Source organism: Cutibacterium acnes (assembly GCF_003030305.1).
Taxonomy (GTDB): domain Bacteria; phylum Actinomycetota; class Actinomycetes; order Propionibacteriales; family Propionibacteriaceae; genus Cutibacterium; species Cutibacterium acnes.
In genome coordinates, this window is the sequence record NZ_CP023676.1 from 1 (window position 1) to 23,489 (window position 23,489).

At 57.9% G+C, this 23,489-nt stretch carries 21 protein-coding genes and 1 tRNA gene; 17 read left to right on the forward strand and 5 right to left on the reverse strand.

From position 1 onward, the window contains the following. From dnaA to CPA42_RS00025, 5 genes are all read left to right on the forward strand, one after another. A complete protein-coding gene (gene dnaA, locus CPA42_RS00005; protein ID WP_002515747.1) occupies positions 1-1,503 on the forward strand; it encodes a chromosomal replication initiator protein DnaA in 1,503 nt (500 codons plus the stop codon). Positions 1,504-1,974: 471 nt separating this feature from the next. Continuing rightward, positions 1,975-3,135: a DNA polymerase III subunit beta gene (gene dnaN / locus CPA42_RS00010; protein WP_002517483.1), complete on the forward strand. Its 1,161-nt coding sequence runs from the start codon at positions 1,975-1,977 to the stop codon at positions 3,133-3,135. 136 nt (positions 3,136-3,271) lie between these two features. Further along, complete coding sequence (locus CPA42_RS00015; protein ID WP_002515945.1) at positions 3,272-3,925, forward strand: DUF6226 family protein; 654 nt, start codon at positions 3,272-3,274, stop codon at positions 3,923-3,925. Positions 3,926-3,961: 36 nt separating this feature from the next. Beyond that, a complete protein-coding gene (recF, locus tag CPA42_RS00020; RefSeq protein WP_002518554.1) occupies positions 3,962-5,167 on the forward strand; it encodes a DNA replication/repair protein RecF in 1,206 nt (401 codons plus the stop codon). Next, entirely contained in the window at positions 5,160-5,753 is a 594-nt protein-coding gene (locus CPA42_RS00025; RefSeq protein ID WP_002515904.1) for a DciA family protein, read from the forward strand. Before recF ends, CPA42_RS00025 begins: the two co-directional genes overlap by 8 nt. Positions 5,754-5,816: 63 nt before the next feature. Here the strand turns inward: CPA42_RS00025 and CPA42_RS00030 are convergent, their stop codons facing one another. The 3 genes from CPA42_RS00030 to CPA42_RS00040 all read right to left on the reverse strand — a co-directional run bounded on the left by CPA42_RS00030 (position 5,817) and on the right by CPA42_RS00040 (position 7,502). Beyond that, positions 5,817-6,359 carry an ATP-binding cassette domain-containing protein gene (locus tag CPA42_RS00030; protein WP_226807281.1) on the reverse strand — a complete coding sequence of 181 codons (543 nt, stop codon included), beginning with the start codon at positions 6,357-6,359 and terminating at the stop codon, positions 5,817-5,819. Continuing rightward, positions 6,244-7,293, reverse strand: a complete 1,050-nt coding sequence (locus CPA42_RS12990) for an ABC transporter ATP-binding protein (protein WP_002518557.1) — start codon at positions 7,291-7,293, stop codon at positions 6,244-6,246. Before CPA42_RS12990 ends, CPA42_RS00030 begins: the two co-directional genes overlap by 116 nt. Positions 7,294-7,373: 80 nt before the next feature. Then, the gene (locus CPA42_RS00040; protein WP_002522464.1) at positions 7,374-7,502 is read right to left on the reverse strand and encodes a hypothetical protein; all 129 of its coding nucleotides are present in this window, start codon (positions 7,500-7,502) and stop codon (positions 7,374-7,376) included. Positions 7,503-8,059: 557 nt separating this feature from the next. Here CPA42_RS00040 and manA point away from each other — a divergent pair. The 4 genes from manA to CPA42_RS00060 all read left to right on the forward strand — a co-directional run bounded on the left by manA (position 8,060) and on the right by CPA42_RS00060 (position 14,903). Further along, positions 8,060-9,247 (forward strand): mannose-6-phosphate isomerase, class I, encoded by a 1,188-nt coding sequence (gene manA / locus CPA42_RS00045; protein WP_002515893.1) that lies wholly within the window; start codon positions 8,060-8,062, stop codon positions 9,245-9,247. 256 nt (positions 9,248-9,503) lie between these two features. Further along, positions 9,504-11,561, forward strand: coding sequence for a DNA topoisomerase (ATP-hydrolyzing) subunit B (gene gyrB / locus CPA42_RS00050; RefSeq protein WP_002518559.1), 2,058 nt, complete (start codon positions 9,504-9,506; stop codon positions 11,559-11,561). Positions 11,562-11,602: 41 nt separating this feature from the next. Then, a complete protein-coding gene (gene gyrA / locus CPA42_RS00055; RefSeq protein WP_002515815.1) occupies positions 11,603-14,278 on the forward strand; it encodes a DNA gyrase subunit A in 2,676 nt (891 codons plus the stop codon). Continuing rightward, positions 14,271-14,903, forward strand: a complete 633-nt coding sequence (locus tag CPA42_RS00060) for a DUF3566 domain-containing protein (RefSeq protein WP_002515835.1) — start codon at positions 14,271-14,273, stop codon at positions 14,901-14,903. Before gyrA ends, CPA42_RS00060 begins: the two co-directional genes overlap by 8 nt. A gap of 98 nt (positions 14,904-15,001) precedes the next feature. On the opposite strand, the gene CPA42_RS00065 is transcribed toward CPA42_RS00060, so the two are convergent. Continuing rightward, positions 15,002-15,997 (reverse strand): L-lactate dehydrogenase, encoded by a 996-nt coding sequence (locus tag CPA42_RS00065; RefSeq protein WP_002518560.1) that lies wholly within the window; start codon positions 15,995-15,997, stop codon positions 15,002-15,004. 490 nt (positions 15,998-16,487) lie between these two features. Here CPA42_RS00065 and CPA42_RS00075 point away from each other — a divergent pair, with 490 nt between their 5' ends. The 8 genes from CPA42_RS00075 (at position 16,488) to CPA42_RS00110 (ending at position 22,805) form a co-directional block, all read left to right on the forward strand. Then, positions 16,488-17,495: a LacI family DNA-binding transcriptional regulator gene (locus tag CPA42_RS00075; RefSeq protein WP_002515911.1), complete on the forward strand. Its 1,008-nt coding sequence runs from the start codon at positions 16,488-16,490 to the stop codon at positions 17,493-17,495. Then, on the forward strand, positions 17,492-18,997 hold the full coding sequence (locus tag CPA42_RS00080) for a sugar ABC transporter ATP-binding protein (protein ID WP_002515830.1): 1,506 nt from the start codon (positions 17,492-17,494) through the stop codon (positions 18,995-18,997). Before CPA42_RS00075 ends, CPA42_RS00080 begins: the two co-directional genes overlap by 4 nt. Before the next feature lie 58 nt (positions 18,998-19,055). Continuing rightward, positions 19,056-20,057, forward strand: a complete 1,002-nt coding sequence (locus CPA42_RS00085) for an ABC transporter permease (RefSeq protein ID WP_002518564.1) — start codon at positions 19,056-19,058, stop codon at positions 20,055-20,057. A 48-nt stretch (positions 20,058-20,105) separates the two neighbouring features. After that, entirely contained in the window at positions 20,106-21,047 is a 942-nt protein-coding gene (locus tag CPA42_RS00090) for a substrate-binding domain-containing protein (protein ID WP_002515915.1), read from the forward strand. After that, positions 21,044-21,973, forward strand: a complete 930-nt coding sequence (locus CPA42_RS00095) for a ribokinase (protein ID WP_002515739.1) — start codon at positions 21,044-21,046, stop codon at positions 21,971-21,973. Before CPA42_RS00090 ends, CPA42_RS00095 begins: the two co-directional genes overlap by 4 nt. Then, complete coding sequence (gene rbsD / locus CPA42_RS00100) at positions 21,970-22,353, forward strand: D-ribose pyranase (protein ID WP_002515909.1); 384 nt, start codon at positions 21,970-21,972, stop codon at positions 22,351-22,353. The genes CPA42_RS00095 and rbsD overlap by 4 nt, the downstream gene beginning before the upstream one ends. 94 nt (positions 22,354-22,447) lie before the next feature. After that, a tRNA-Ile gene (locus tag CPA42_RS00105) sits at positions 22,448-22,521 on the forward strand. Positions 22,522-22,601: 80 nt separating this feature from the next. Further along, the gene (locus CPA42_RS00110; RefSeq protein ID WP_002518565.1) at positions 22,602-22,805 is read left to right on the forward strand and encodes a hypothetical protein; all 204 of its coding nucleotides are present in this window, start codon (positions 22,602-22,604) and stop codon (positions 22,803-22,805) included. 151 nt (positions 22,806-22,956) lie between these two features. Here CPA42_RS00110 and CPA42_RS00115 read toward each other — a convergent pair whose 3' ends face one another. Next, positions 22,957-23,433 carry a PTS sugar transporter subunit IIA gene (locus CPA42_RS00115; protein ID WP_002515763.1) on the reverse strand — a complete coding sequence of 159 codons (477 nt, stop codon included), beginning with the start codon at positions 23,431-23,433 and terminating at the stop codon, positions 22,957-22,959. Positions 23,434-23,489 lie beyond the last annotated feature (56 nt).

Consider the following 23,489-nt stretch of genomic DNA (forward strand, 5'->3'; position numbering starts at 1 on the left):
ATGTCCGACACACCGTTCGGCGACGCCGACCACCCTCGTCCCGCGCCGATCCATCCGGATGCTGTATTGCCCCCGCCGATGAGTTCACAGTCGGCTGATAATGATCCCACTGAGGCCCTCAATGAAGCTTGGACCAACATCCTTACGAAGGTTTCGAAACCTAATCGCGCGTGGTTATCCAACACTACCCCGGTGACGATGCACTCTTCTACGGCGATGGTTGCCGTTCCCAACGAATTTGCCCGTGACCGTCTTGAATCAAAGATGCGTTACGAACTAGAAGAACTCCTCTCTGACCATTTTCACAAAGCCATCCACCTAGCCATCACCATCGATCCCGATCTGGAATTGGCTCTTGGTGCTCCTGACCATGAGGACGAGGAAGAAGAGGTTCCACCTGCCCAGTTCGTCCCCAAGGTCACCGTCGGAGTCACTGAACCCTCTGCTCGGCCCACCACCACTATCGACGATGACGAAGGCAACCGACTCAACCCGAAGTACACCTTCGATTCCTTCGTCATCGGTGCATCTAATCGGTTTGCTCACGCCGCCGCAGTCGCGGTTGCCGAGGCCCCTGGAAAGTCGTACAACCCGCTGCTTATCTATGGCGGCTCTGGGCTAGGGAAAACCCACCTGCTGCATGCCATCGGGCGTTACGTCATGTCGTATTACGACAACGTCAAAGTGAAGTACGTCTCTACCGAGGAACTCACCAACGACTTCATCAACGCCATCGGCACCAACCGCACCACGGAGTTCCGTCGCTCTTACCGCGATGTTGACGTCCTGCTAGTTGACGACATCCAGTTTTTGCAGTCGAAGATCCAAACCCAGGAAGAGTTCTTCCACACCTTCAATACTCTTCACAACGCCCAGAAGCAGATCGTCATGACCTCTGACCGGCCGCCTAAGCTGTTGGAGGCCCTTGAGCCGCGTCTGCGCAGCCGGTTTGAATGGGGTCTGCTTACTGACATCCAGCCTCCAGATCTAGAGACTCGCATCGCCATCCTGCGGCGCAAGGTTGCGGCCGAGAAGATCACCGTCGAGCCGGACGTGCTGGAGTTCATCGCTAGCCGTATCCAAACCAATATCCGTGAGCTCGAGGGAGCCCTCATCCGGGTGACGGCTTTTGCCAGCCTCAATCAGCAACCGGTGGATATCTCTCTGGCTGAAGTCGTCCTCAAGGACCTCATCCCGGAAGGTCGCGAGACCCCGGTGACACCAGAGCGCATTATCGCGGAGACCGCCGACTACTTCGACATCTCTGCGGACGATCTTTTAGGCACCTCCCGCGCTCAGACCCTTGTCACAGCCCGACAAATTGCGATGTACCTGTGCCGCGAGCTCACTGACCTCTCGTTGCCCAAGATCGGCGCCGAGTTTGGCGGCAAGGACCACACCACCGTCATGCATGCTGACCGCAAGATTCGCGCCCTCATGGGGGAGCAGCGTCAGATCTTCAATCAGGTCTCTGAGATCACCAACCGCATCAAGCAGTACTGAGCTGAACCGCAGCCTACGGTGACAGCTATACCTGTGTCGTTGAGCTAGGCACAAGCCCGCCCCGTGACACCTATCCCCACACCCATATGTGGAAAACCAGTGGACAGCCAGGGGATAACGGTGGGACAACTTCCTATATCCACAGCCACCCCACCAGCACGCACATCTAGTCCACGTCGTCGTCCACTGCCACAAAACGTTGCTGACAAGGGAGTTTGGCAGTTATCCACAAGTTCCACAGGGGTTACGAGTACGAAGAAAAGACATACATCTCCATCTCTCACAAGTCTGTGGGTGTGGATTTGGGGACAAGGCCTCGCTGCCGCACACCGCTCTAACACGGGAAGAAGATCCACTACCAAGAGAACTCTTGACGTCGACATCACCATGGGCGTGCCAACGGTCGGCAAGCATGGATATGATCAGCATGCAGGCACCATGGAGTGCGAGACGCCAAATCAAGGGGACGCAGTGGAAATCCGTCTGGAACGCGATGTCATGGCCGAAGCTGTCGCCTGGGCTGCTCGCAGTCTGCCGAACCGGCCGACAGTGCCGATTTTGGCTGGACTGCTCGTGCGAGCTGAGGGCGACTCGGTGGTGATGTCGGCCTCCGACAATGAGACCAGCGCACAAATTACCCTTTCCGCTCAGGTTGACGAGCCGGGGGAATCTCTTGTCTCTGGCAAGCTGCTTGCTGATATTGCTCGTAGCTTGCCTAACAAGCCGGTTCAGATCACGACGGACCCCGCCAAGATGGATCTGGTGTGCGGATCTGCTCGCTTTACCCTTCAGGCCCTACCTGTTGATGAGTATCCTGATCTGCCGCAAATGCCTGCAGCAACGGGCACTGTTGACGCCAGTGTTTTCTCCAGGGCTGTCGCTCAGGTCGTCGTGGCTGCTGGTCGTGATGAGCTATTGCCGGTCTTTACGGGTGTGCGCGTCGAAATCAACGGGGAGACCCTCTCGCTGCTGGCTACAGACCGTTACCGGATGGCTCTCAAGGAAATCACCTGGAATCCCAGCGCCACCGACGCTGAGGCTACTGCTTTGGTGCCGGCTAAGGTCATCAATGAAACCGCGCGCTCGATGACCTCTGGCGAGCACGTCACCATGAACCTTTCTTCGGGCGACAGTGGTGAAGGTCTTGTCGGTTTTGAAGGTGACGGGGCCAACGGTGTGCGTCGCATGACCACTCGCTTGCTAAGTGGGGAATTCCCTAAAGTGCGTCACCTCATGGACATCAAGGCCACTCGTTCGGTGCGGGCTCGTACCGATGAGCTCATCAACTCGGTGCGTCGCGTTTCCCTCGTTGCTGAGCGCAACACTCCGCTGCGGATGGTCATTAATGACGACTCGGTCGCCTTGTCAGCGGCCACGGGCGACCAGGCTCAAGCTTCTGAGGCCATTGAGGCTGTTGTTACAAACCACGTTGACGGGGAGCCCACTATTACCGCGGCAGGGTTCAACCCGCATTATCTGTCTGACGCCCTTGGTGCCCTGGATACCCCCTACGTCCACTTCTCTTTCACCGCTCCTGGCAAGCCTTGCCTGGTGACTGGTCTCAATGACTTCGACGGCAAGCCGGAGACGGATTACCGTCACGTCATCATGCTGATGAGATTGCCCTCCTGAGGTAGCTTCGCGTCACGAAGAGTCTTGCTCGATAGCCCCATAAAGCATACTTGTATTGGGCTATAGCACTGCCCTTGATAGGCAAGTGCCATGGGGTGCCAAATGGCCTTGCTAGGGGGATTGCCACACTGGTCCCATGACAACCATCGCTGACGTCAGGACTGGGGTTAACCGCGTCTTCGATGCCCTCGGTGCGCCTTCCTGGTCGAATCCGCACGCTGATCATTTCGTTGCTGCCGAGGAGGAGTACAGCAGGGTCACTGACCCTGAGAGGTACCACGTCCTCATGCTGCGCTTGCAGGCGTGGCAGACGGTTCTTGCGAAACTGTGTGACGTTGACGTCGACACCATGGCCAAAGGTCGGGGCCGGTTGCAGCAGCGGTGGTCAAGCCCTCACAGCGACACGTTGCCTCTGTACGTGTCGGTGGTGACTTTTGACCAGGTTCCTTTTGTCGGGCTGTCCGCCACCTCGGATGCCGATCCCTTCGACATCATCCCGGATTGCGCTTGTGATGCCTGCGACCATGGTTCGGAAGATCTTTTGCGGGTTCTTGACGCGGACTTGGCGGCCGTCGTTGACGGTAGCCTCGTCGTTGTCACTGGGCCGGTGGTCAATGGTGAGCCGACATTCCATCTCGTCGGTACCGGACAGGGCTGCGCGTCGACCTGGGGAGGGGATGAGGTTGGCCCATTAGCCGAGCCGGAAGCCGTTATTGACGCTATTCGCAGTGGGGATGACCCGTTGCTGCCACCTGGATGCACCGTCCTACATGGCAGACCGTGGCTGTGAACATGTCTGTCCGGTAACCTGGCTCGGACGGCCTGAATGTGGTCGGAGGGGGTCCGGATGTTCGTTGAGCGCCTCGAACTGGTTGATTTCCGTTCCTATGTCCGTGCCGATGTCCCCATGGCCGCAGGGGCGACGACCTTCATTGGCTCTAATGGCCAAGGGAAGACGAACCTCGTTGAGGCGGTGGAATACCTTTCAACGTTGTCGTCGCATCGCGTCAGCAATGACACCCCGCTGGTGAGGCTGGGAGCCGACCAGGCGGTCGTACGAGGCCGGGTCCGTGCCGGGACCGACGACGCCCGCAGCTTGCTGCTGGAGGTCGAGATTAATGCGCGACGTGCCAATCGGGCGCGTATTAATCGAGCTCCGTTAACCCGTCCGCGGGACATTCTCGGGGTGTTGAGGACTGTGGTGTTTTCGCCTAATGACCTGGCAGTGGTGCGCGGTGATCCGTCGGATCGTCGAGCGTTCCTCGATGGCCTAGTGGTGACGCGGTGGCCCAGGATGGCCGCGGTGAAGTCTGATTACGAGCGGGTCCTCAAGCAGCGCAACGCCTTACTCAAATCCCTGTCCGGGAAGGGGCGATCGGCGGGAGCTGAGATCGGTGCGACGATGGACATCTGGGACAACGAGCTGGCTACCATCGGTGCTGAACTACTTTCGGCTCGGCTCGATACTCTGTCGGCTGTCATGCCGTTGACTTCGGCCGCCTACCGCGAGATTGCCCCAGTGAATGACCTCACCACTGCGTCGTATAAGTCCACGATCGATCTTGAGGGTCTGTGGTCGCCTCCGCAAGAAAGGGAGAGTTCCACACCGATCGACCGCAAGGAGCTCGCAAACCGATTTCTGGACACTTTGGCGAAACGACGTGCTGACGAGCTCATCCGGGGCGTTACCCTCGTCGGCCCGCAACGTGACGACATCATCTTGCATATCGGAGAAATGCCGGCTAAAGGGTATGCCTCCCACGGCGAATCATGGTCGTTGGCTCTGGCTTTGAGATTGGGGTCTTTCCAGCTTCTGCGTGATGACGGTATTGAACCCGTTCTCGTGCTTGATGATGTTTTCGCTGAGCTTGACGCGACGCGTCGAGACCGACTGGCATCGTCGGTAGTGCAGGCTGATCAGGTGCTAGTGACGGCCGCGGTAGCCTCGGATGTTCCCGAGATTCTGCGCGGGGAGAGGTTCGACGTCGGGGGTGGTCAGGTGCTGGCCTATGAGGGGAATAACGATGACTGACGGCCTTGACGAAGGTCCGACCGAGGAAGATCGTCGCCTGGCGGCTGATCATGATGACGAGGGTGTCGACGTTGCCCTGGCTATTGCTCGAGCCGCTCGTGGTGAACCGGCAGGAACCCCGCGTCATGACGATGATGGCGAGGTTTTGCTGCCGCCACCTCGACGTTCCGCTGCGAGGAAACGTCGTCGTCGCCCCAGTACCCCATCATGGTCCGGTCCTAAGGCTGATGGTCGCGATCCGATGGCCCTTGGCGACGCTTTCACCCATCTAGTGCAATCTAAGGGATGGGGTCGTCAGGTCAATCTACATCTGGTGCTTTCGCGCTGGCCCGAACTGGTTGGTCCGACGAATGCGGAACATTCGCGCCCGGTTAAGTACCAGGGCACAGTGCTGACAGTTCGGACCGAGGCGACGGTGTGGGCGACGTCTTTGCGCACCATTGCGCCTCAGCTGGTGGCCGAGCTCAATCGTCGTCTGGGGGAGGGGACCGTTACTAGGGTCGTTATTGAGGGGCCAAGTGCTCCCAGTTGGAAGCATGGGCCTCGGTCGGTACCGGGAAGAGGGCCGCGAGATACCTACGGATGAGGTGGAAGTCCAGTCATGTTGACTGAGTAGTCACGGTCAACATGACTGGACTTCGTCCATGGTCTACTGCCTTTCCCAAAGTCTGTTGAAAACTCCATCATCGTTAACCAACTCTGCTAGTGGGCCACGTTCAGTAAGCTGTCCGGACTCCAAGACGATGATCTCGTCCGCCGTTGCCAACGTCTTCAACTTATGCGACACGATGATCAAGATGCTGTCTGACGCAACCTGTTGAATCACCGCCATGGACCGCTCCTCAGAAATGCTATCCATGGCGGACGTAGCCTCGTCTAAGATGATGAGCGGCTTAGGGTGAATGAGGATCCTGGCAATGGCGAGCTGCTGTCGCTCACCCCCAGATACCATGGAACCTCTTTCCCCGACCTCGCTATCGAGTCCTCTACCACGTTCTAAAAATTCACCGAGCCCAAGGGTGTTCAATACCTCTAGGGCACGTTTGTCGTCCTGGGTATCTTGCAGCAGCAGGTTTTCACGAATTGTGCCATCGAATACGGGTGGATCCTGGGATACGTACGCCACAGATTCGTAGAACTGGTTCAGGTCTAGATCGCGCGTGCTGATACCGTTGACGCGAACGTCTCCGATGGTCGGTCGCAAAAGCCCCAGCATCAGACGGCATGCCGCCCCCAGTAAGTCCCTCATCATTAGGCAAGAGAAGAAATTGCTCGAGCCGTTCCAGCGATACCCTGTCGAGCTTGTACTGTACGTAAAGGACATTCAGGATCGCGATTGGGTTGTATACCCGGTCCATATAAAGCAATAGAGCCACGAGACCACCAACGCTTAAACTCAACTTTCCGAACGAAAACAAAACAATGGTGGCAATTTTGGCTATGATTATGAGGAGTGCAAAGAAGGCGAAGAAAAATTCGTGAGTCGCCACTACTTTGGCGCTGCGGTTGGTGTTTTCGGAACATAAACGACGAGTCTTAGCCAGCTCTCGGCTACCCAGACCCAGGATCCTCACGGAGACGAACTCCATGATTATGCGGCTTATACTCCGGTTGATGAGCTCGTCGTCGACCACCGCGTTTCGCTTTAGTGCGTAGAGGCGGCGTAGCATGAGGTTAGTGGTAGCCAGCAGGACAACGTAACCCAGAAGAACCGCCAGAGCGATCCTGAAATCCATCCGTGAGATGAACCACAAGCCGAAAATGATATCTGGAAGCACTTCACGCAGCGCCCGCAGCCAGAAATCGCAGATCATCTGCCGCCCCGCGCTGGCCCCCGCCTCAATTCTCTGCAATAGAGCGCCGGTACCGTAGGATTTTGCAGATGAGAAGTCGACCAACGTGGCCTTCTTCATAGCTTCTAATTTGAAGTGATAATAAATCCCCTGTCTGAGTTTAGTCTTAGGGATCTCGTCCAAATATGCAATTACACAGGCGTCAACGGTCAAGCCGCCGTAGACTGCAACTGTCATGACGCTTACATGATTATGAGATACTTGGTCCAGCACGGCTTGGAACCTATTTAAACCGAGGTTCTCCATGAAGGACCTCATCACCCCCAGAACCATGCAGACGGTGAAGAGTCGCCCTGAAGCCGACACGGCGTTCGTCAAAGAGCCGGATAGGCTCTTCCCTATTACCTGCTTTCTCACGACTGTCGCACCAAGCCCAAGAATCGGTCAGCGAGCGGGTCCTCAAGCCCCTCCCTCGAAGGATCCTCAACGGACAGTCGCAAGAGTGCACGCACTCCTTCTTGGGCCGTCTCCCGGTCGGTCATCTTGTCATTTTTGTCATCCCTTGAAGGACACCTCTACCCGAGCCTTTCATCGTCATACATTAAAACCTGTTGCCTTAGGCTCAGGTTGAATCCGTAAGATTGTACGGCAGGTGCGATAGATCTCGCTCTATTGAGGAGAGTTGCCCCATCAATACCTTGGCATACCTGGGATTACGAGCCGAGGCTATGACGCGGCAGAGGTTGGGGTAATCGTGTGGACGTAGCCTTGTTATGGTCACAGGTATCTAGGTGGTAACTCGTGAGACCTAGGACCTCTGTGGCGAATGGCTTTTGGCAGTGTACAGAGTGTCTCATGGGGTGACGAGGATGCAGAATTCCGGTGGATGTGTCCTCTTGATCGAGGTGTGATCTACATCGATCAAAAATTGGAGTTGTCATGAGGAAGACAGTGTTTTTCGTCGGTTCCTTGGTTACTGTGTCAGTCTTGTTGATCCCATTAAGTACTTCGCGTCGTCGTGGAAGTCGTGGTACTCACAATCGTCGGGACTGTCCTCACCTAGGTGACTCGAGCCCAACCAACGTGATGAAATCTAACCATGCGTGCACTGACAGGACAGGTCCAGCATTACGACTGGGGATCCGCTGACGCCATTCCCGCCATCCTTGGGACTAGACCCGATGGCACCCCGTGGGCCGAGTACTGGCTGGGAGCCCACCCCAAAGCTCCATCGGCCCTACCGGACGGCACACCTCTGGATCAGTGGTTGACACATCACCCCGACGAGCTGGGAGCTGGGAGCCGCGAGGCCTTCGGTGACCGTCTGCCTTTTTTGCTGAAAATCCTGTCTGCCAATCATGCCCTGAGTATCCAGGCTCACCCTTCACGGGAACAGGCCGAGAAGGGGTTCGCCGCCGAGAACGAAGCAGGGGTTCCCCTTGATGCCCCCAACCGTATCTTTCGTGACGACTGGCCCAAGCCCGAGATGATCGTCGCCCTTACTGATTTCGATGCCCTGTGTGGGTTCCGCGATCCATCCTCGTCCCTGGTATTGCTATCGGGTCTGGGTGAAGTCGATGGACTGAACGAGGTGCTGACACCACTGAGCCAAAACGATGGCCTGGCCACGCTCGTGGCGGCAGTGCTGTCAGGTGACGACGATGTGACTCCGGTCGTCAAAAGGGTCGTGTCTGCCTCTCGCGCCTACCTCAATGACGGTGCAGATGAAGACGTCCGCAGCCTAGCCACCACCGCCGTCGAGCTGTGGGAGGACCATCCCGGAGACCCGTCCATTCTTGTCGCTCTGCTGATGAACCGGGTGCGATTGGCTCCCGGTCAGCAAATTCACCTGTGCGCCGGAAGTATGCACGCCTATCTTGGTGGCACTGGTGTGGAAATTATGGCTAATTCTGACAATGTTTTGCGTGGTGGTCTGACGAGCAAGTACATCGACGTCAAGGCCTTATTAGACCACGCCAACATGACTCCTGAGCCGTGCGTTGGTGAGTATGCTCAGCAAATATCTCCAGGAGTCGGCGTGTATCACACTACGTTCCCGGAATTCCGGCTTTGGGGGCTTGAAGGGCACAATGATGTCCTCGACCTTCCTGCTACCGAACTAGGGCGAATTCTTCTTGTAACAGAGGGCCAGTTAGTGGCCCACTGCGGTACTGACGATTGCGAATTAAGCCGTGGCCAATCCGTCTGGTTGCCTGCCGGGGACGAGGTGAAAGTGACTGGTCAAGGACGTGGATTCCTGGCAAGTGCTGGGGTAGGGGACTCCTGAATGGAAGGTGGCATAACGCTGCTGACGTCGTGACCCCCCACTCGGTACCGGTAGTCGGGTGAGGGGGTCGAATCGCTCACAGGCCCCCTCAACGTCCATCTCGCGGGTTCGGGTGTTCAGTGCCGCGCGGGCTTGCGGTAGTATCGGACCGTTGGGCTCCCCGCTAGTTCATGACATCCGACGGGGACGCCAGACCCGGAGGTCACCGTGACCTCTATAGAGACACAGGAGCGCATTGCCCGTGAGCCAGCCCGAGATGCCCGAGTCCGTGACCGACGGGGACACCCCCGAGGACCTTCTCATTGATGCTACCGATCATCCTGATGGTCTGGACTCAGAGCTTCCCCCGACGGCCGTCGACGGTTCCTACGATGCCGGTCAAATCACCGTCTTAGAAGGCTTGGAGGCCGTTCGTAAGCGTCCCGGCATGTATATCGGCTCTACTGGGGAGCGCGGGTTGCATCACTGCGTCTATGAGATTGTCGATAACTCCGTCGACGAGGCGATGGCCGGTTATTGCGACACCATCCAGGTTGAGTTACTCGACGATAACTGGTGCCAGGTTACCGATAACGGGCGAGGGATTCCCGTCAAGGAGCACCCCGTCGAACACATCCCTACCGTCACTTTGGTACTGACCAAGCTGCACGCCGGCGGTAAGTTCGGCAACGGCGGTTACAAGGTCTCCGGTGGTCTACACGGCGTCGGCTCCTCGGTTGTTAATGCTCTAGCGGTCCACTTCATCGTCGAGGTCCGACGAGACGGCTACCACTGGCGTCAGTCCTTCAGCCTCGGTGAGCCTGACGGTCCGCTGGAGCAGCTTGAGGCACTCGGCCCCGACGATCACGAAGGCACCACGGTGCGTTTCCAGCCCTCCGACGAGATCTTCGATGCCATCGTTTTCGACTACCAAACCTTGTCGAACCGTTTCCGTGAAATGGCCTTCCTTAATAAGGGTCTGCGTATCGTGCTCACCGACCGCCGTGCCGACCACGCTGATGAGGACGGCAACCCGGTTCACGAGGACTTCCTCTATAAGGAGGGGCTTAAGGACTACGTCCGATTCCTCACGGGGACCCGCGACGTCATCAACCCCACCATCATCTCCTTGGAGTCCCACCGTCCCGAGGAGGGTATGGGTTTGGAGATTGCGATGCAGTGGAACACCTCGTACGCCACCAGCGTCCACACTTTCGCCAACGCCATCAACACCATCGAGGGCGGAGCTCACGAGGAAGGCTTCCGTGCCGCTCTCACCAATACCGTTAATCGGTGGGGTGAGACTTGGGGACTCATCAAGAAGCGTGAGGATCGCGTTTCCGGTGACGACATCCGCGAGGGCCTGACAGCCGTCGTCTCCATCAAGCTCACCGAGCCGCAGTTCGAGGGCCAGACAAAGACCAAACTCGGCAACGCCGAGGCCAAATCTTTCGTCCAAAAAGCCCTTAATGAGAAGCTCTCGGACTGGTTCGAGGAGAATCCCAATGAGGGCAAGAGCATCGTCCGAAAGTCACAAGCCGCTGCCCAGGCTCGCGTAGCCGCTCGCAAGGCCCGCGATCTGGCCCGTAACCGGAAAGGCCTGCTGGGGTCGACGTCACTGCCCGGCAAACTCAAGGACTGCTCCTCAACCAGCCCGGAAGAGTGCGAGATCTTCATTGTGGAGGGCGACTCCGCTGGTGGTTCGGCCTCTCAGGGCCGTGATCCACGTATTCAGGCGATCCTGCCGTTGCGAGGAAAGATCCTCAATGTTGAAAAAGCCCGCCTCGACCGCGCGTTGGGTTCGGAAACTATTGAGTCGATCATTAACGCGTTAGGAACCGGCGTCCACGAGGACTTCGATCTGGACAAACTGCGTTACCACAAGATCATCCTCATGGCGGACGCCGACGTTGACGGCGCTCATATCCGCACCCTGCTACTGACCCTGCTGTTCCGGTTCATGCGTCCGGTCATTGACGCTGGCCACGTCTACCTGGCACAGCCCCCGCTGTTCCGACTGCGGTGGACGAACTCCCCGCACGAGCTCGCCTACTCCGACGAAGAGCGCGACCTGCTGCGCGAAGACGGTCTGACCCACGGCAAGAAGCTGCCCCAAGTTAACCCGATCCAGCGGTACAAAGGTCTGGGCGAGATGGACGCCGAAGACCTGTGGGACACCACCATGGACCCCGACAAGCGTCTGCTGCTCCAGGTGACCCTTGAAGACGCCGCGCTGGCCGACCAGATGTTCTCCATCCTCATGGGTGAGGACGTCGAACAGCGCCGATCGTTCATTCAGCGCAATGCCAAGGACGTCCGCTTCCTCGACATCTGAGCACCCATTCCCTCATCCCCTGATTATTCAAAGGACACTCCATGGCTGACGACGAGAAGCCCGACGAGCAGAACCAGGCCGACCGTCAAGGATTGGTGACCGGCCGTCACGTCGGAATCCAGCCGGTCGAGATTCGTGACGAGATCCAGAACGCGTACCTCGACTACGCGATGAGCGTCATCGTCGGGCGTGCCCTGCCCGATGTGCGCGACGGCCTCAAACCGGTACACCGTCGGGTCATCTACGCGATGTACGACGGCGGTTACCGCCCCGACCGCGGCTGGAACAAGTGCTCCCGCGTCGTCGGTGACGTCATGGGTAAGTACCACCCTCACGGCGACTCGGCCATTTACGACACCTTGGTGCGTCTGGCTCAGCCATGGGCCATGCGATACAAGCTTGTCCAGGGTCAGGGTAACTTCGGGTCCCAGGGCAACGACGGTGCGGCTGCCATGCGATACACCGAGTGCAAGATGGCGCCGCTGGCCATGGAGATGGTGCGCGACATCGACCAGGACACTGTCGATTTCCAGCCCAACTATGACAACAAGGAGACCGAACCGGTCGTCTTGCCGTCGAGGTTCCCCAACCTGCTTGTCAATGGTTCTTCAGGTATCGCGGTGGGCATGGCCACCAACATCCCGACCCATAATCTGCGCGAGGTCAACGAGGCCGTGCAGTGGTCTTTGGCTCACCCCAATGCTTCCCACGAGGAACTGCTCGAGGCGTGCATGGAGCGCATTAAGGGTCCGGATTTCCCCGGCGGCGCCCTCATTGTGGGTCGGCAGGGCATCGAGGACGCCTACCGCACCGGCCGCGGTTCGGTGACGATGCGTGCCGTCATCGACATGGAAGAGGACAAGAAGGGACGCCAGTGCCTGGTCGTCACCGAGTTGCCTTATATGTGCAACCCGGACAACCTCGCCACCAAGATCGCCGACCTGGTGAACTCCGGTCGCATCAACGGTATCGCCGACATCCGTGACGACTCCTCAGCCCGTACTGGTCAGCGTTTAGTCATCGTCCTCAAGCGTGACGCTCAGCCGCGTGTCGTCATGAACAACCTGTATAAGCACACGGCTTTGCAGGACACCTTCGGCTGCAACATGCTGGCTCTGGTGGACAACGTGCCGCGCACCTTGCGTCTGGACCAATTCATCAGCTACTGGATTGACCACCAGATGGAGGTCATCCGCAGGCGTACCGAGTACCGCCTGGCTCAGGCCGAAAAAGACGCCCACATCCAGCGGGCTCTCGTCAAGGCCCTCGATATGCTCGACGAGGTCATCGCGCTCATCCGTCGCTCCCCGAACACTGAGGCCGCCAGCACCGGCCTACAGGAACTGCTTGATATCGACGAGATTCAGGCTCGCGCCATCCTCGATATGCAGTTGCGTCGTCTGGCTGCCCTGGAGCGTCAAAAGATCATCGACCGACTTGAAGAACTCGAGCGCCTCATCGCTGATTACAAAGCAATTCTGGCTAGCGAGGACCGCCAGCGCGAGATCATCTCTACCGAGCTTGCCGAGATCGTCGATAAGTATGGTGACGAGCGTCGCACCCGCATTATCGCCGCCGATGGGGACTTTTCCGAGGAAGACTTCATCCCCGACGATGACGTCGTCGTCACCATTACCCGGGGCGGCTACGCCAAGCGCACCCGCACTGACCTGTACCGGGTCCAGAAACGCGGTGGCAAGGGTGTTCGCGGCGCCAGCCTGCGCGCTGACGACGAGGTGGCACAGCTATTCACTACCACGAACCACCAGTGGATCCTCTTCTTCACAAATATGGGTCGGGTGTATCGCACCAAGGTATGGCAGCTGCCGGAGGCTGGTCGTGACGCCAGGGGGGGTCACGTCGCTGGGTTGCTGAGCTTCCTGCCCGACGAGAAGATCGCCCAAGTCATGACCCTACGGTCCTACGACGGCGCCGAGTACCTCCTCCTGGCCACTCGTAAGGGTATGGTCAAGAAGACGGCGCTCAAGGCTTATGACTCGTCTCGTCAGGCCGGCGTTATCGCCGTTAATTTCCGTACCGAGGACGATGAGCTCATCGGCGCCGAGCAGTGCTCCGCCGCTGACGACGTGCTGCTTATCAGCCGTAAGGGGCAAGCGATCCGGTTCTCTGCCGGCGACGACCAGCTGCGCCCGATGGGGCGTGCGACTTCGGGCGTTACCGGCATGAAGTTCCGTGGTGATGACGAGTTGCTGTCAATGTCGATCATCCACTCCGACATGCCTGAGGATGATCGGTTCGTTTTCACAGCAACCGGTGGCGGCTACGCCAAGCGCACTGCTGTGTCGGAGTACCGTCAGCAGGGGCGTGGGGGAGTCGGCATCAAAGCGATGGCCCTCAGTGAGGAGCGCGGCTCCCTGGTTGGTGGCCTGGTGGTCAGCGAGGCTGACGAAATCATCGCGATTAAGACGTCAGGTCAGATCACCCGATCGGCCGTGTCTGAGGTGCCCGCCAAGGGACGCTCCACGATGGGGGTCAAGTTCGTCTCCGTACGAGGTGGCGACGCTGTCTCAATCATCGCTGTCAACCCCGAACATACCGTCGAGGAGGAAGTCGCTGACGAATCAGTGGAAACTGTTGAAGGCGATGCCACGCAGGCCCAATCGGGAGGTGTGGTTCGGCGAAGCGATACTGTGGACGACGACCGTGCCGTCGATACGGCGGGAAACGACATGAAGCCGGAGGACAACGGTGAGTGACGAGAAGAAGGTGACGCATCCCGGTCCCGACGACCCGGAGGCAATCCACTGGACCGCCGGTGATGCCCGCCGTACCTTCCACGAGGAGGGCGAGGAGCGCCCTGATCCGCGTCAGGAGTCTGATCGCAAACGGACGACGGCGTCTACCCCGTTGAGGCGTACTGATTCGCGTGGCGCCCAGGGGGAGAAAGCCCCGAACCAGCAGGAGCCGCATCGTTCGCCTCAGGCGCATCAGCCGGCACGCGCTCCGAGGCGCACACGTAAGGCTCGGTTGCGCTTGACTCGCGTCGATCCGTGGTCGGTCATGAAGACCTCTCTATTATTCGGTGTGGCTGGCGCGGTGATTTTCTTTATCGCGACCTGGATCATTTGGGGCATCATCGGTGCTTCGGGTGCCTTTGATTCCATGAATAAGGTCGTCAACGACCTCATCAGTTCACCAAGTTCGACGTCGAAGTTTGAGCTGTCTGACTACGTCAATACTGGGCGTGTATTGGGTTTGACTGCCCTTATCGGCGCCATTAATGCGGTGTTGTTTACGGCGATCTCGACCTTGTTTAGCTTCCTCTACAACTTGGCTGCCCAGATTATGGGTGGCTTGGAGGTCACTCTCGCCGAAGACTGAGTTCGGTGCCCGGAACTGCGCACCGAACTCGTCATCGAGGCCGACGTCACCCTGCTGTATGGGTGGGATGTAACGGGAAATGCCAGGAGTCGCGGCGCTCAGGCTGGACGCACCGACTCATAGACCTCTCGTACCGCCTTGGCCGAGACCAACAGTTTCTCTTGCTCCCACTCGTCCAAGACGATGTTGAGGTGATGTTCGACCCCGTGGCCACTGACCACCGTTGGCAGCGACAGGGATACCTCACTGTGGAATCCCAGCACCCCGTCGGCTAGCGTGCATACCGGATGGATGGACCGTTGGTCGAGCAGCATGGCCCGTGCCAAGCTCACCGCCGCCTTCGAGATACCCGAGGACGTCCAGCCCTTGCCCTCAAGGATATCGAAGGCCGACTGTACGACGCTGTTGCCCACCTGGTCGGGGGACAACGGTTGCAGCCCCAGGGCGGTCGTCGCCTCGGCGAGGGTCAGACCACCGATAGAGGCATGCGAGAGGTAGGGAAATGCTGTCGCCCCGTGCTCTCCCAACATGAAGGCTTGCACCGAGTCGGGACTGACGCCGGCCCAGTCGGCTAGGTGACGGCGCAGTCGGGCTGAGTCGAGGGCGGTTCCGGTGCCAACGACGAGGTTCGTCGGATAGTCGAACTCGGTTGCCGCGATATGGACGTTAACGTCTAGTGGGTTAGTAATGAGGATGATGGGTGCGCTGTGGGTGTATTGGCAGATGTTGCCCATCACCTCGCGGATGACCTTCGAGTTGACTTGGGCCAGCGAGTTACGTGAGTCATGGCCGCCGCCGTAGCTGTCAGGCAGGACGGAGGGACCAGCGGAGACGATGATGACGTCGGCGCTGCGACATGCGTCATAGTTGGCTGCCGTGATGGTGGTCGTCATGGCGGGGGCGACGGCGGTGGCCTGGTGGTTGTCGAGAGCTTGGCCGTCACGGACCTTTTTGTCGACATCAATGAGCGATATACGCGAGAAGAGTCCCAAGGCTGCGGCATTGGTGACGACGTCCGAGCCGACGTGGCCGATCCCGATAACGACGAGGTGCGGTGCAATTGACATGGGTGTGATCCTTCCGTTGACGTTCATCGTCTCACGTGGTACACCACCGTCTCTGACAGTGAGACGTGGTGGCGAGCTTGTCTGCTCCTGCTTAGCACGTACTGCAACGAACTGGAACAGAGTTGCAGTAGCTGGTAATGCGGCGAGTTTAGTGCTTCACGACAGTGTCTGACACGAAGCCGTGACAGTACGTTCCAGTGTGTTTGAGTGCGCATGACGTTGAGGCGGCCGAGAGCTGCGGTCTCGGTGTGGCAAATGTGTTCGTCGTTGGGTTAGTTGCCACTCCTCATGGCACGACCCTGTGTTGTGTGCAGGATTGCCACAGCTTTGATGAGGACATAGTTGATGAGGGACTGGCAGGGATAGCCGGGGACGTGGGGCGGATTCTGTAGTACCCCCTTGACACTCAATGCTGAATGTGGTTCCGTGTAAATCACACACTCATGGAAACGTTTCCATAAGGTGGACATGGGAAAACTCTTCGACACCTCACACTCGACGACGAGAGGAGGGAAAGATGACTCACAAACCGACGATCAAGGATGTCGCTCGGTTGGCAGGAGTGTCGCTGGGGACGGCATCGCGAGTTCTTAACGGCAGCTCCGCGACCTCCGAGGCGTCCCGCAGCGCGGTGCACAACGCAGCCCATGAGTTGGGATATCTGTCGAATGCTCACGCTAGGTCCTTGCGTTCATCCCACAGTGGCGTCATCGGGTTGGTCGTCCCAGATATCCGTAACCCGTATTTTGCTGAGTTGGCGTCGGTCGTTGAAAATGCGTGCCTCGCTTATGGTTGGGCAACTTTGCTGTGCAATGCCGACGAGTCTCCCGACCAGTTCAACCGGTACGTCAACACTCTGCGTCGTCAGAGAGTTGACGGGGCGATCGTGACGCCCACTGGCAGCGGCGGGCAGGCCGTCAAAGACTTAGTTGACGACGGCGTTCAGGTGGTGTGCGTGGACCGTGAAATCACGGGGTCGCCTCTGCCAGCCGTCACCTCTGATCCCTGGAATGGAATGAGACAGGCCGTCCACCACCTGGTGGATCACGGGCATCGCAGGATCGGTTTCATTACCGGACCACAACAAACTTCAACCGGTCTGGAGCGTTATCAGGCCTATCGTCAACTGTTGGCTGAACATGGACTGGAGGTTGACGAGGACCTCGTTGTCGAAGGCGACTTTCAGGAGGAGTCAGGACGCATGGGTGCCCGACGACTACTTGACGGTGGTGCAACTGCCATTTTTGCGTCCGACTCCCTCATGTCGATGGGGGCGCTGCGGACATGCATTGACCAGGGGGTTCGCATCGGTGACGAGATCGACCTGGTCGGTTTCGACGACCTGCCGGTATTCAGCCTCACCAATCCCGCCCTCACCGTCGTCGCCCAGGATATTGACGCCATGGGGAAGGTCGCCGTCGATCTACTTAACCGTGCCATGTCTGGGGAGCCCACCAGCTCCGCCCGCTTGGACACCCACCTCATCGTCAGGGCATCAACTCGAATGGTCAAGGAGAACCAGTGACAACAGTACTTCGACTCGACCACGTCACTAAGGCTTTCGGACCCGTCAAGGTCATCCAAGACGTATCGGTGGACGTCATTCCTGGCAGGGTGCGCGTCCTGCTCGGTGAAAACGGAGCCGGAAAGACCACCCTCATCAAGATGATGAGCGGCATTTATCACCCCGACTCTGGTTCGGTTGTCATTGACGACACACCCGTTGAACTGCCTACTGTTAAGGCTGCCGAAGCTCGGGGTATCGCGACGATCCACCAGGAACTTAATCTCGTTCCGCAGATGTCGGTGGCTGAGAACATCATGCTTGGACGCACCCCCAGCCGGGGCGGGCTGGTGAATTGGGGCTTGATGCGGGCTCAGGCCCGTGCTGCGCTGGAGCGGATTGGTTTAGACGTCTCCCCGGACCGCCTCGTCGGTTCGCTGAGTACTGCCCACCAACAGCTCGTGGAGATCGCGCGAGCTCTGTCGATGGATGCCAGGGTGCTCATCCTTGACGAGCCCACCGCTGCTCTGACGCGCAAGGAGTCTGGCCAGCTCTTCGAGGTGATGGATGACCTCAAGACTAAGGGCGTGGCGATGGTGTTCATCTCCCATCACCTCGACGAGATTCCCCGCGTCGGTGACGACGTTTCGGTGTTGCGCGACGGCACTCTCGTAGGGGAGGTACCGGCCCGTACCTCGGAACGTGAGCTGGTCACGATGATGGTCGGCCGCGACATTGACGACCAGTTCCCGCGCCATCGCGGTGAGGTCGGAGAGGTGTTGCTATCGGTTACGGGACTCAGCCGCGAAAGGGCATTTCAAGATGTCGGGTTCGACTTGCACGCCGGCGAAGTGTTGGGTCTGGCGGGTCTGGTGGGAGCCGGACGCACCGAGGTGCTGCGCGCCATCGCCGGAGCCGATAAATACGACTCAGGCACCGTGCGTGTGCGTGGTAAGGAGCTCCCGAAAGGAAAGATTTCGCGCGCAATCGTCGACGGTATCGGCCATGTGCCGGAGGAACGCAAATCGCAGGGATTAGTTCTCGATGCTTCGGTTAACGAGAATCTCGGTTACGCGACCATGAAATCGACCTCGCACGCGGGATTAGTTGATCGCTCTGGGCAACGTCGACGCGCTCAGAATGTTGCTGAGAAGCTGAGGGTCAGAATGGCTAGCTTGGATCAGCCGGTGCGCAATTTGTCTGGTGGTAATCAGCAGAAGGTTGTTATTGGACGCTGGATTCTCGCGGGCTCGTCAATTCTGTTGCTTGATGAGCTAACCAGGGGTGTCGACGTCGGCGCCAAGGTCGAGATCTACCAGCTTATTAATGCTGTTACCGATGCCGGGGGCGCCGTCCTCATGGTTTCCAGCGAGCTTCCCGAGGTCATCGGGATGAGTGACCGGATCCTCGTCATGTCCCATGGCCGAGCGATGGGGATCCTCGACGCCAAGACGGCCACTGAAGACGCTGTCATGGAGCTAGCGGTGGCTTCCGTCGATCCTGTTGATGAAAAAACAGGATGAATCCCGTATTCATTCTTAATGTCGAAAAGTACTGAATGTCGTCTTCTCTCGATCGGTGATGATCTGGAAAGGAAAAATCATCGTGACTACTACATCAACCGCTACTACGCAAAGACCGTCAGTTGGCAGGAAAGTTGGTTCCTGGTCCCTTAATCATGGTGCTCTCGTAGGCCTTATTATTCTCTGTATTGCTCTGTTTATTGCGACTCCAGTATTCCTCACTGTGCCGAATATCATTAATATCGGAATCCAAGCCGCGGTGGTGGCGATTATGGCCTTCGGTATGACCTTCGTCATCGTTACCTCCGGCATTGATTTGTCTGTGGGTTCGGTCGCAGCTCTTTCAGCCATGGTCTCAGCATGGATGTTTTCTAACGCTGGTCTGCCAGGCTGGCTCACCCTTATCATCGGCCTGCTAATCGGACTGCTTGCTGGAGCTGTTTCCGGTCTGGCCATCGCCTATGGCAAGTTGCCTGCCTTTATCGCCACGCTGGCCATGATGAGCGTCGCACGCGGACTAACTCTTGTTATCTCTGGCGGCACCCCCGTCGCCACCTCTGACGCAGTGAACCAGCTGGGTGCTGATGTTGGGCCAATTCCGGTGCCTGTCATCATGCTCGCCCTAGCCGGTGTGGTGTGCTGGTTCATGCTGTCGCGTACGGTGCTGGGGCGTTCTCTCTATGCCATTGGTGGTAACGAAGAGGCTGCTCGTCTCTCCGGTATTCCGGTGCGTCGCATCCTCGTCACTGTCTACGCTCTGGCCGGTGTTTTTGCTGGCCTAGCTGGTCTGGTGTTGGCTGGTCGGCTCTCCTCAGCCCAGCCTCAGGCGGGGTTCGGGTATGAGCTTGATGCCATTGCAGCTGTCGTTATTGGTGGAGCCTCATTGTCAGGAGGTTCTGGAAAGGCAAGCGGCACTTTTATTGGTGCTGTTTTACTAGCCGTTATTCGTAACGGTCTTAATATTCTTAACGTTACCTCGTTCTGGCAGCAGGTTGTTATCGGCTGCGTTATCGCGCTGGCTGTCGGATTCGATGTCTTCAGGTCTAAGAAAGAATCCTGAATAAGCGCTCATGCACGAACTATTGTGTAACAAGAGAAAGGTAGAACAATGAAGTTCAAGTCTACTAAGGTGCTCGCGACGGCAGTCGCCGTGACGATAATAGCGACTGGTGTGGCCGGTTGTAACCGTGACGGTGGAGCTGGTTCATCTGCATCGGGCACGGTGGTGTTTGCCGTCTCCACGCAAACTAACCCGTTCTTCGTTCAGCTTGTGGATGGGGCAAAGAAGGAGGCTAAGGCCAAGGGAGTTAACCTTCAGGTGCAGGACGCGTCAGACGACGCCGCCACCCAGGCCAACCAGCTTGCTAACGCGGTATCTACCTCAGCCAAAGTAGTTATCGTCAATCCGACTGATTCTGACGCCGTTGCGCCGTCTGTGAAGGCCCTCAATAAGGCGAAAATCCCGGTGATTACGGTCGACCGCAGCTCCAGCAGCGGTGATGTTGCTTCCTTCATTGCATCTGACAACATTGCTGGTGGTATCGATGCCGCCAAGAAACTCGCTGAGATCATGGGAGACAAGGGTGAAGTCATCCACCTACAGGGAACCCCGGGTGCCTCGGCTTCCCGTGACCGTGGTAAGGGATTCAGCGAGGAAATCGCCAAACATCCAGGCATCAAAGTGGTCGCCAAGCAGACTGCCAATTTTGATCGCTCTAAGGCTCTCGACGTGACGACTAATCTCATGCAGGCTCACTCCAAAGCCACGGGTATTTTCGCCGAAAACGACGAGATGGCTATTGGTGCTATTTCCGCCCTGGGCTCGAAGGCTGGCCAAAGCGCCAAGGTTGTAGGTTTCGACGGTACTGCTGACGGTATCAAGGCCGTTAAGGCTGGAACCATGGGAGCGACGATTGCTCAGCAGCCTGCCTTGCTGGGCAAGACCGCGGTGGACCAGGCGGCCGACATATTGGCTGGCAAGCAGGTTTCTAAGACCACCCCAATCAAGGTTGTGCTGGTGACCAAGGACAACGCGAAGGACTACGAATGAGCGGCGCGACAGCGAAAGTCACCGTCGTCGGATCGATCAATGCCGACATGAGGGTCGGCGTGGAGAGATTTCCGGGCCCAGGGGAGACCCTGGCCGGAGGTGAGGCGACACTGACCCCCGGCGGTAAGGGAGCTAACCAGGCTCTTGCGGCGGCGCGATGTGGCGTTCAGGTGGCGATGGTCGGAGCTGTGGGGAAGGACCCGACGGCTGAAACCGCCCTATCCCTACTATCGGAAGGCGTTGGCCTTGATGGCGTGGTCCGTCGTGACGTATTGACGGGGACGGCCGTCGTCATGGTCGCGGATTCCGGAGAGAACTCAATTATCGTCATCGCGGCCGCTAATGGGACCGTTGATGCACAGACCGTCCGGGCTCAGGCCGAGCGCATCCAGGACGCTGACGTGGTGGTGTGTCAAGGTGAGATTCCGCCTGACGGGATTGCCGAAGCTGCTCGCGGCGCCAAACGATTCGTGTTCAATCTGGCACCGGTTGTTGACGTTGATCCAGAGGTCATTCGCATGGCCGACCCGCTGGTAGTTAACGAACATGAGGCGGCCTTGGTGGCTCTTGCTTTGGGATCGACGACTTCTCGTCTTGAGGATGATCCTGACGCAGCTTTGCGCGAGCTGTTGAACCTTGGGTGCCGCAGTGTTGTCATCACCTTGGGATCGGCAGGATGCATCGTCGGCGGGCCGGAAGGGTTCGACGCCGTGGCTGCGGCGACCGTGAAGGCTGTCGATACCGTCGGTGCGGGAGATGCTTTCGTTGGTGCGTTGGCTGCAGAACTGGCTCGTGGCCGTACTCTTGTCGAGGGTTGCCGTTTTGCTACCGCGGTGGCGACTTTGACGGTGACCAAGCCGGGGGCACAAGCCTCCTACCCCAGTGCTGACGAGGTGGAGAGCATTCGTCGAGGAGAACACGCATGAAGAAGAGCGGACTGCTTAATCCCCAATTGTGTGCGGCGGTGGCCAGGTTGGGGCACACCCAGACCTTCGTCGTTGCTGATGCTGGGTTGCCGATTCCTCATGAGGTCCCGGTGATTGACCTCGCTGTGGTGCTGGGAACTCCGAGGTTCCAGGAGGTTTTCGACGCCATCCTCGACGAAGTGGTCGTGGACGGAGCCACGATTGCTCACGAGGCTCTCGGGCATGAACCGGAATCTTGGGTGAGAGAACGGATTGAAGAGGTTCACACGGTCAGTCATGAGGACCTCAAAAAGGCGCTGCCCAACGTCTCTTTCGTCGTGCGGACGGGAGAGACGACGCCGTATTCCAACGTCATCGTGCGTTGTGGAGTACCGTTTTGATGGACGTGCGACACCTCGATCAGATCCCGATTTGGTTCTTCGGAGCGTGATCCAGTAGAGTTTTTACTCGCGGTCGGGAAGCCGGTCGAGGTTTGGGCCTATAGCTCAGTCGGTTAGAGCGCCGCCCTGATAAGGCGGAGGTCACTGGTTCAAGTCCAGTTAGGCCCACAGTGCGAACCCTCTTGGTGACAAGGGGGATTGTTACATTTAGGGGCGTCGCATCGGCAATGTGCTCCCGTTTGTGTGCCATGTCTGTCTGGGGGCCTTTGGAGTTCGGGCGTGGTTGGCAAAGGATTCGTACCGCGGTAGAGGCCGCGATGAAGGCGGACTACACCGACCAAGTGGTACGACCGGCTTTGGGAGAGTGGGTCGACGAATCGATGGCGACGACGAGGGGTTCGTCAGTGCTCTTGTTGTTCATTTTTCAGCCTTTCCAAAAACAACTTCTATGACGAAGCCGTCTTTGTAATCACCCTTGTATCTTGAAAAATCAAGACCAAGTGTTATTTATACAGCGCGACATCATAACCGGCACAAGCGCATTCTTTGCCGTAGTATGATGTCGCGCTGAGCAATCTTGAATTCAATTCAGTTCCGCTGTAGTCAGGAATCCTCTGTATCAGCGGGTATCAGCGGCCTGACGATAGAAACGACCTCTTCAGGTTTGGTAGCGCTTCTGATCGTTTGCATAAGATTGTCATCCTGAATGGATTTCACAATGTTTTGGAGCATATTCAGATGATCGTCCGCGTTCGATAAAGCCATGAGAATGACGACGGACACTGGAACCTCATCTTCTTCCGATCCTCCCATCTGACCGAAGAGGACCGGTGTATGCAGGGTTGTGACAGCCAAGGCATCCCTCGTGACATACTGCGGATCGGTATGAGGGATGGCGACACCGCAACTGATTGGCAGGCCGGTCGGATAGATCTCCTCCCGTTTCAACAAAGCATCCAGAAATCCCTCCTTGGCCACTCTGACTCCATTAAGTTTGTCAGCCATGACCGTCAGGACCTGATTGCGGTCGGGGGCCTCGATATTCACACTTATCAGATCGGTGTTCAGAAGTACGCTCATGTTGTTACTGCTTTCACGGGATCAGAAATGGCCATAAAATACTGCGCTGTTCCGGA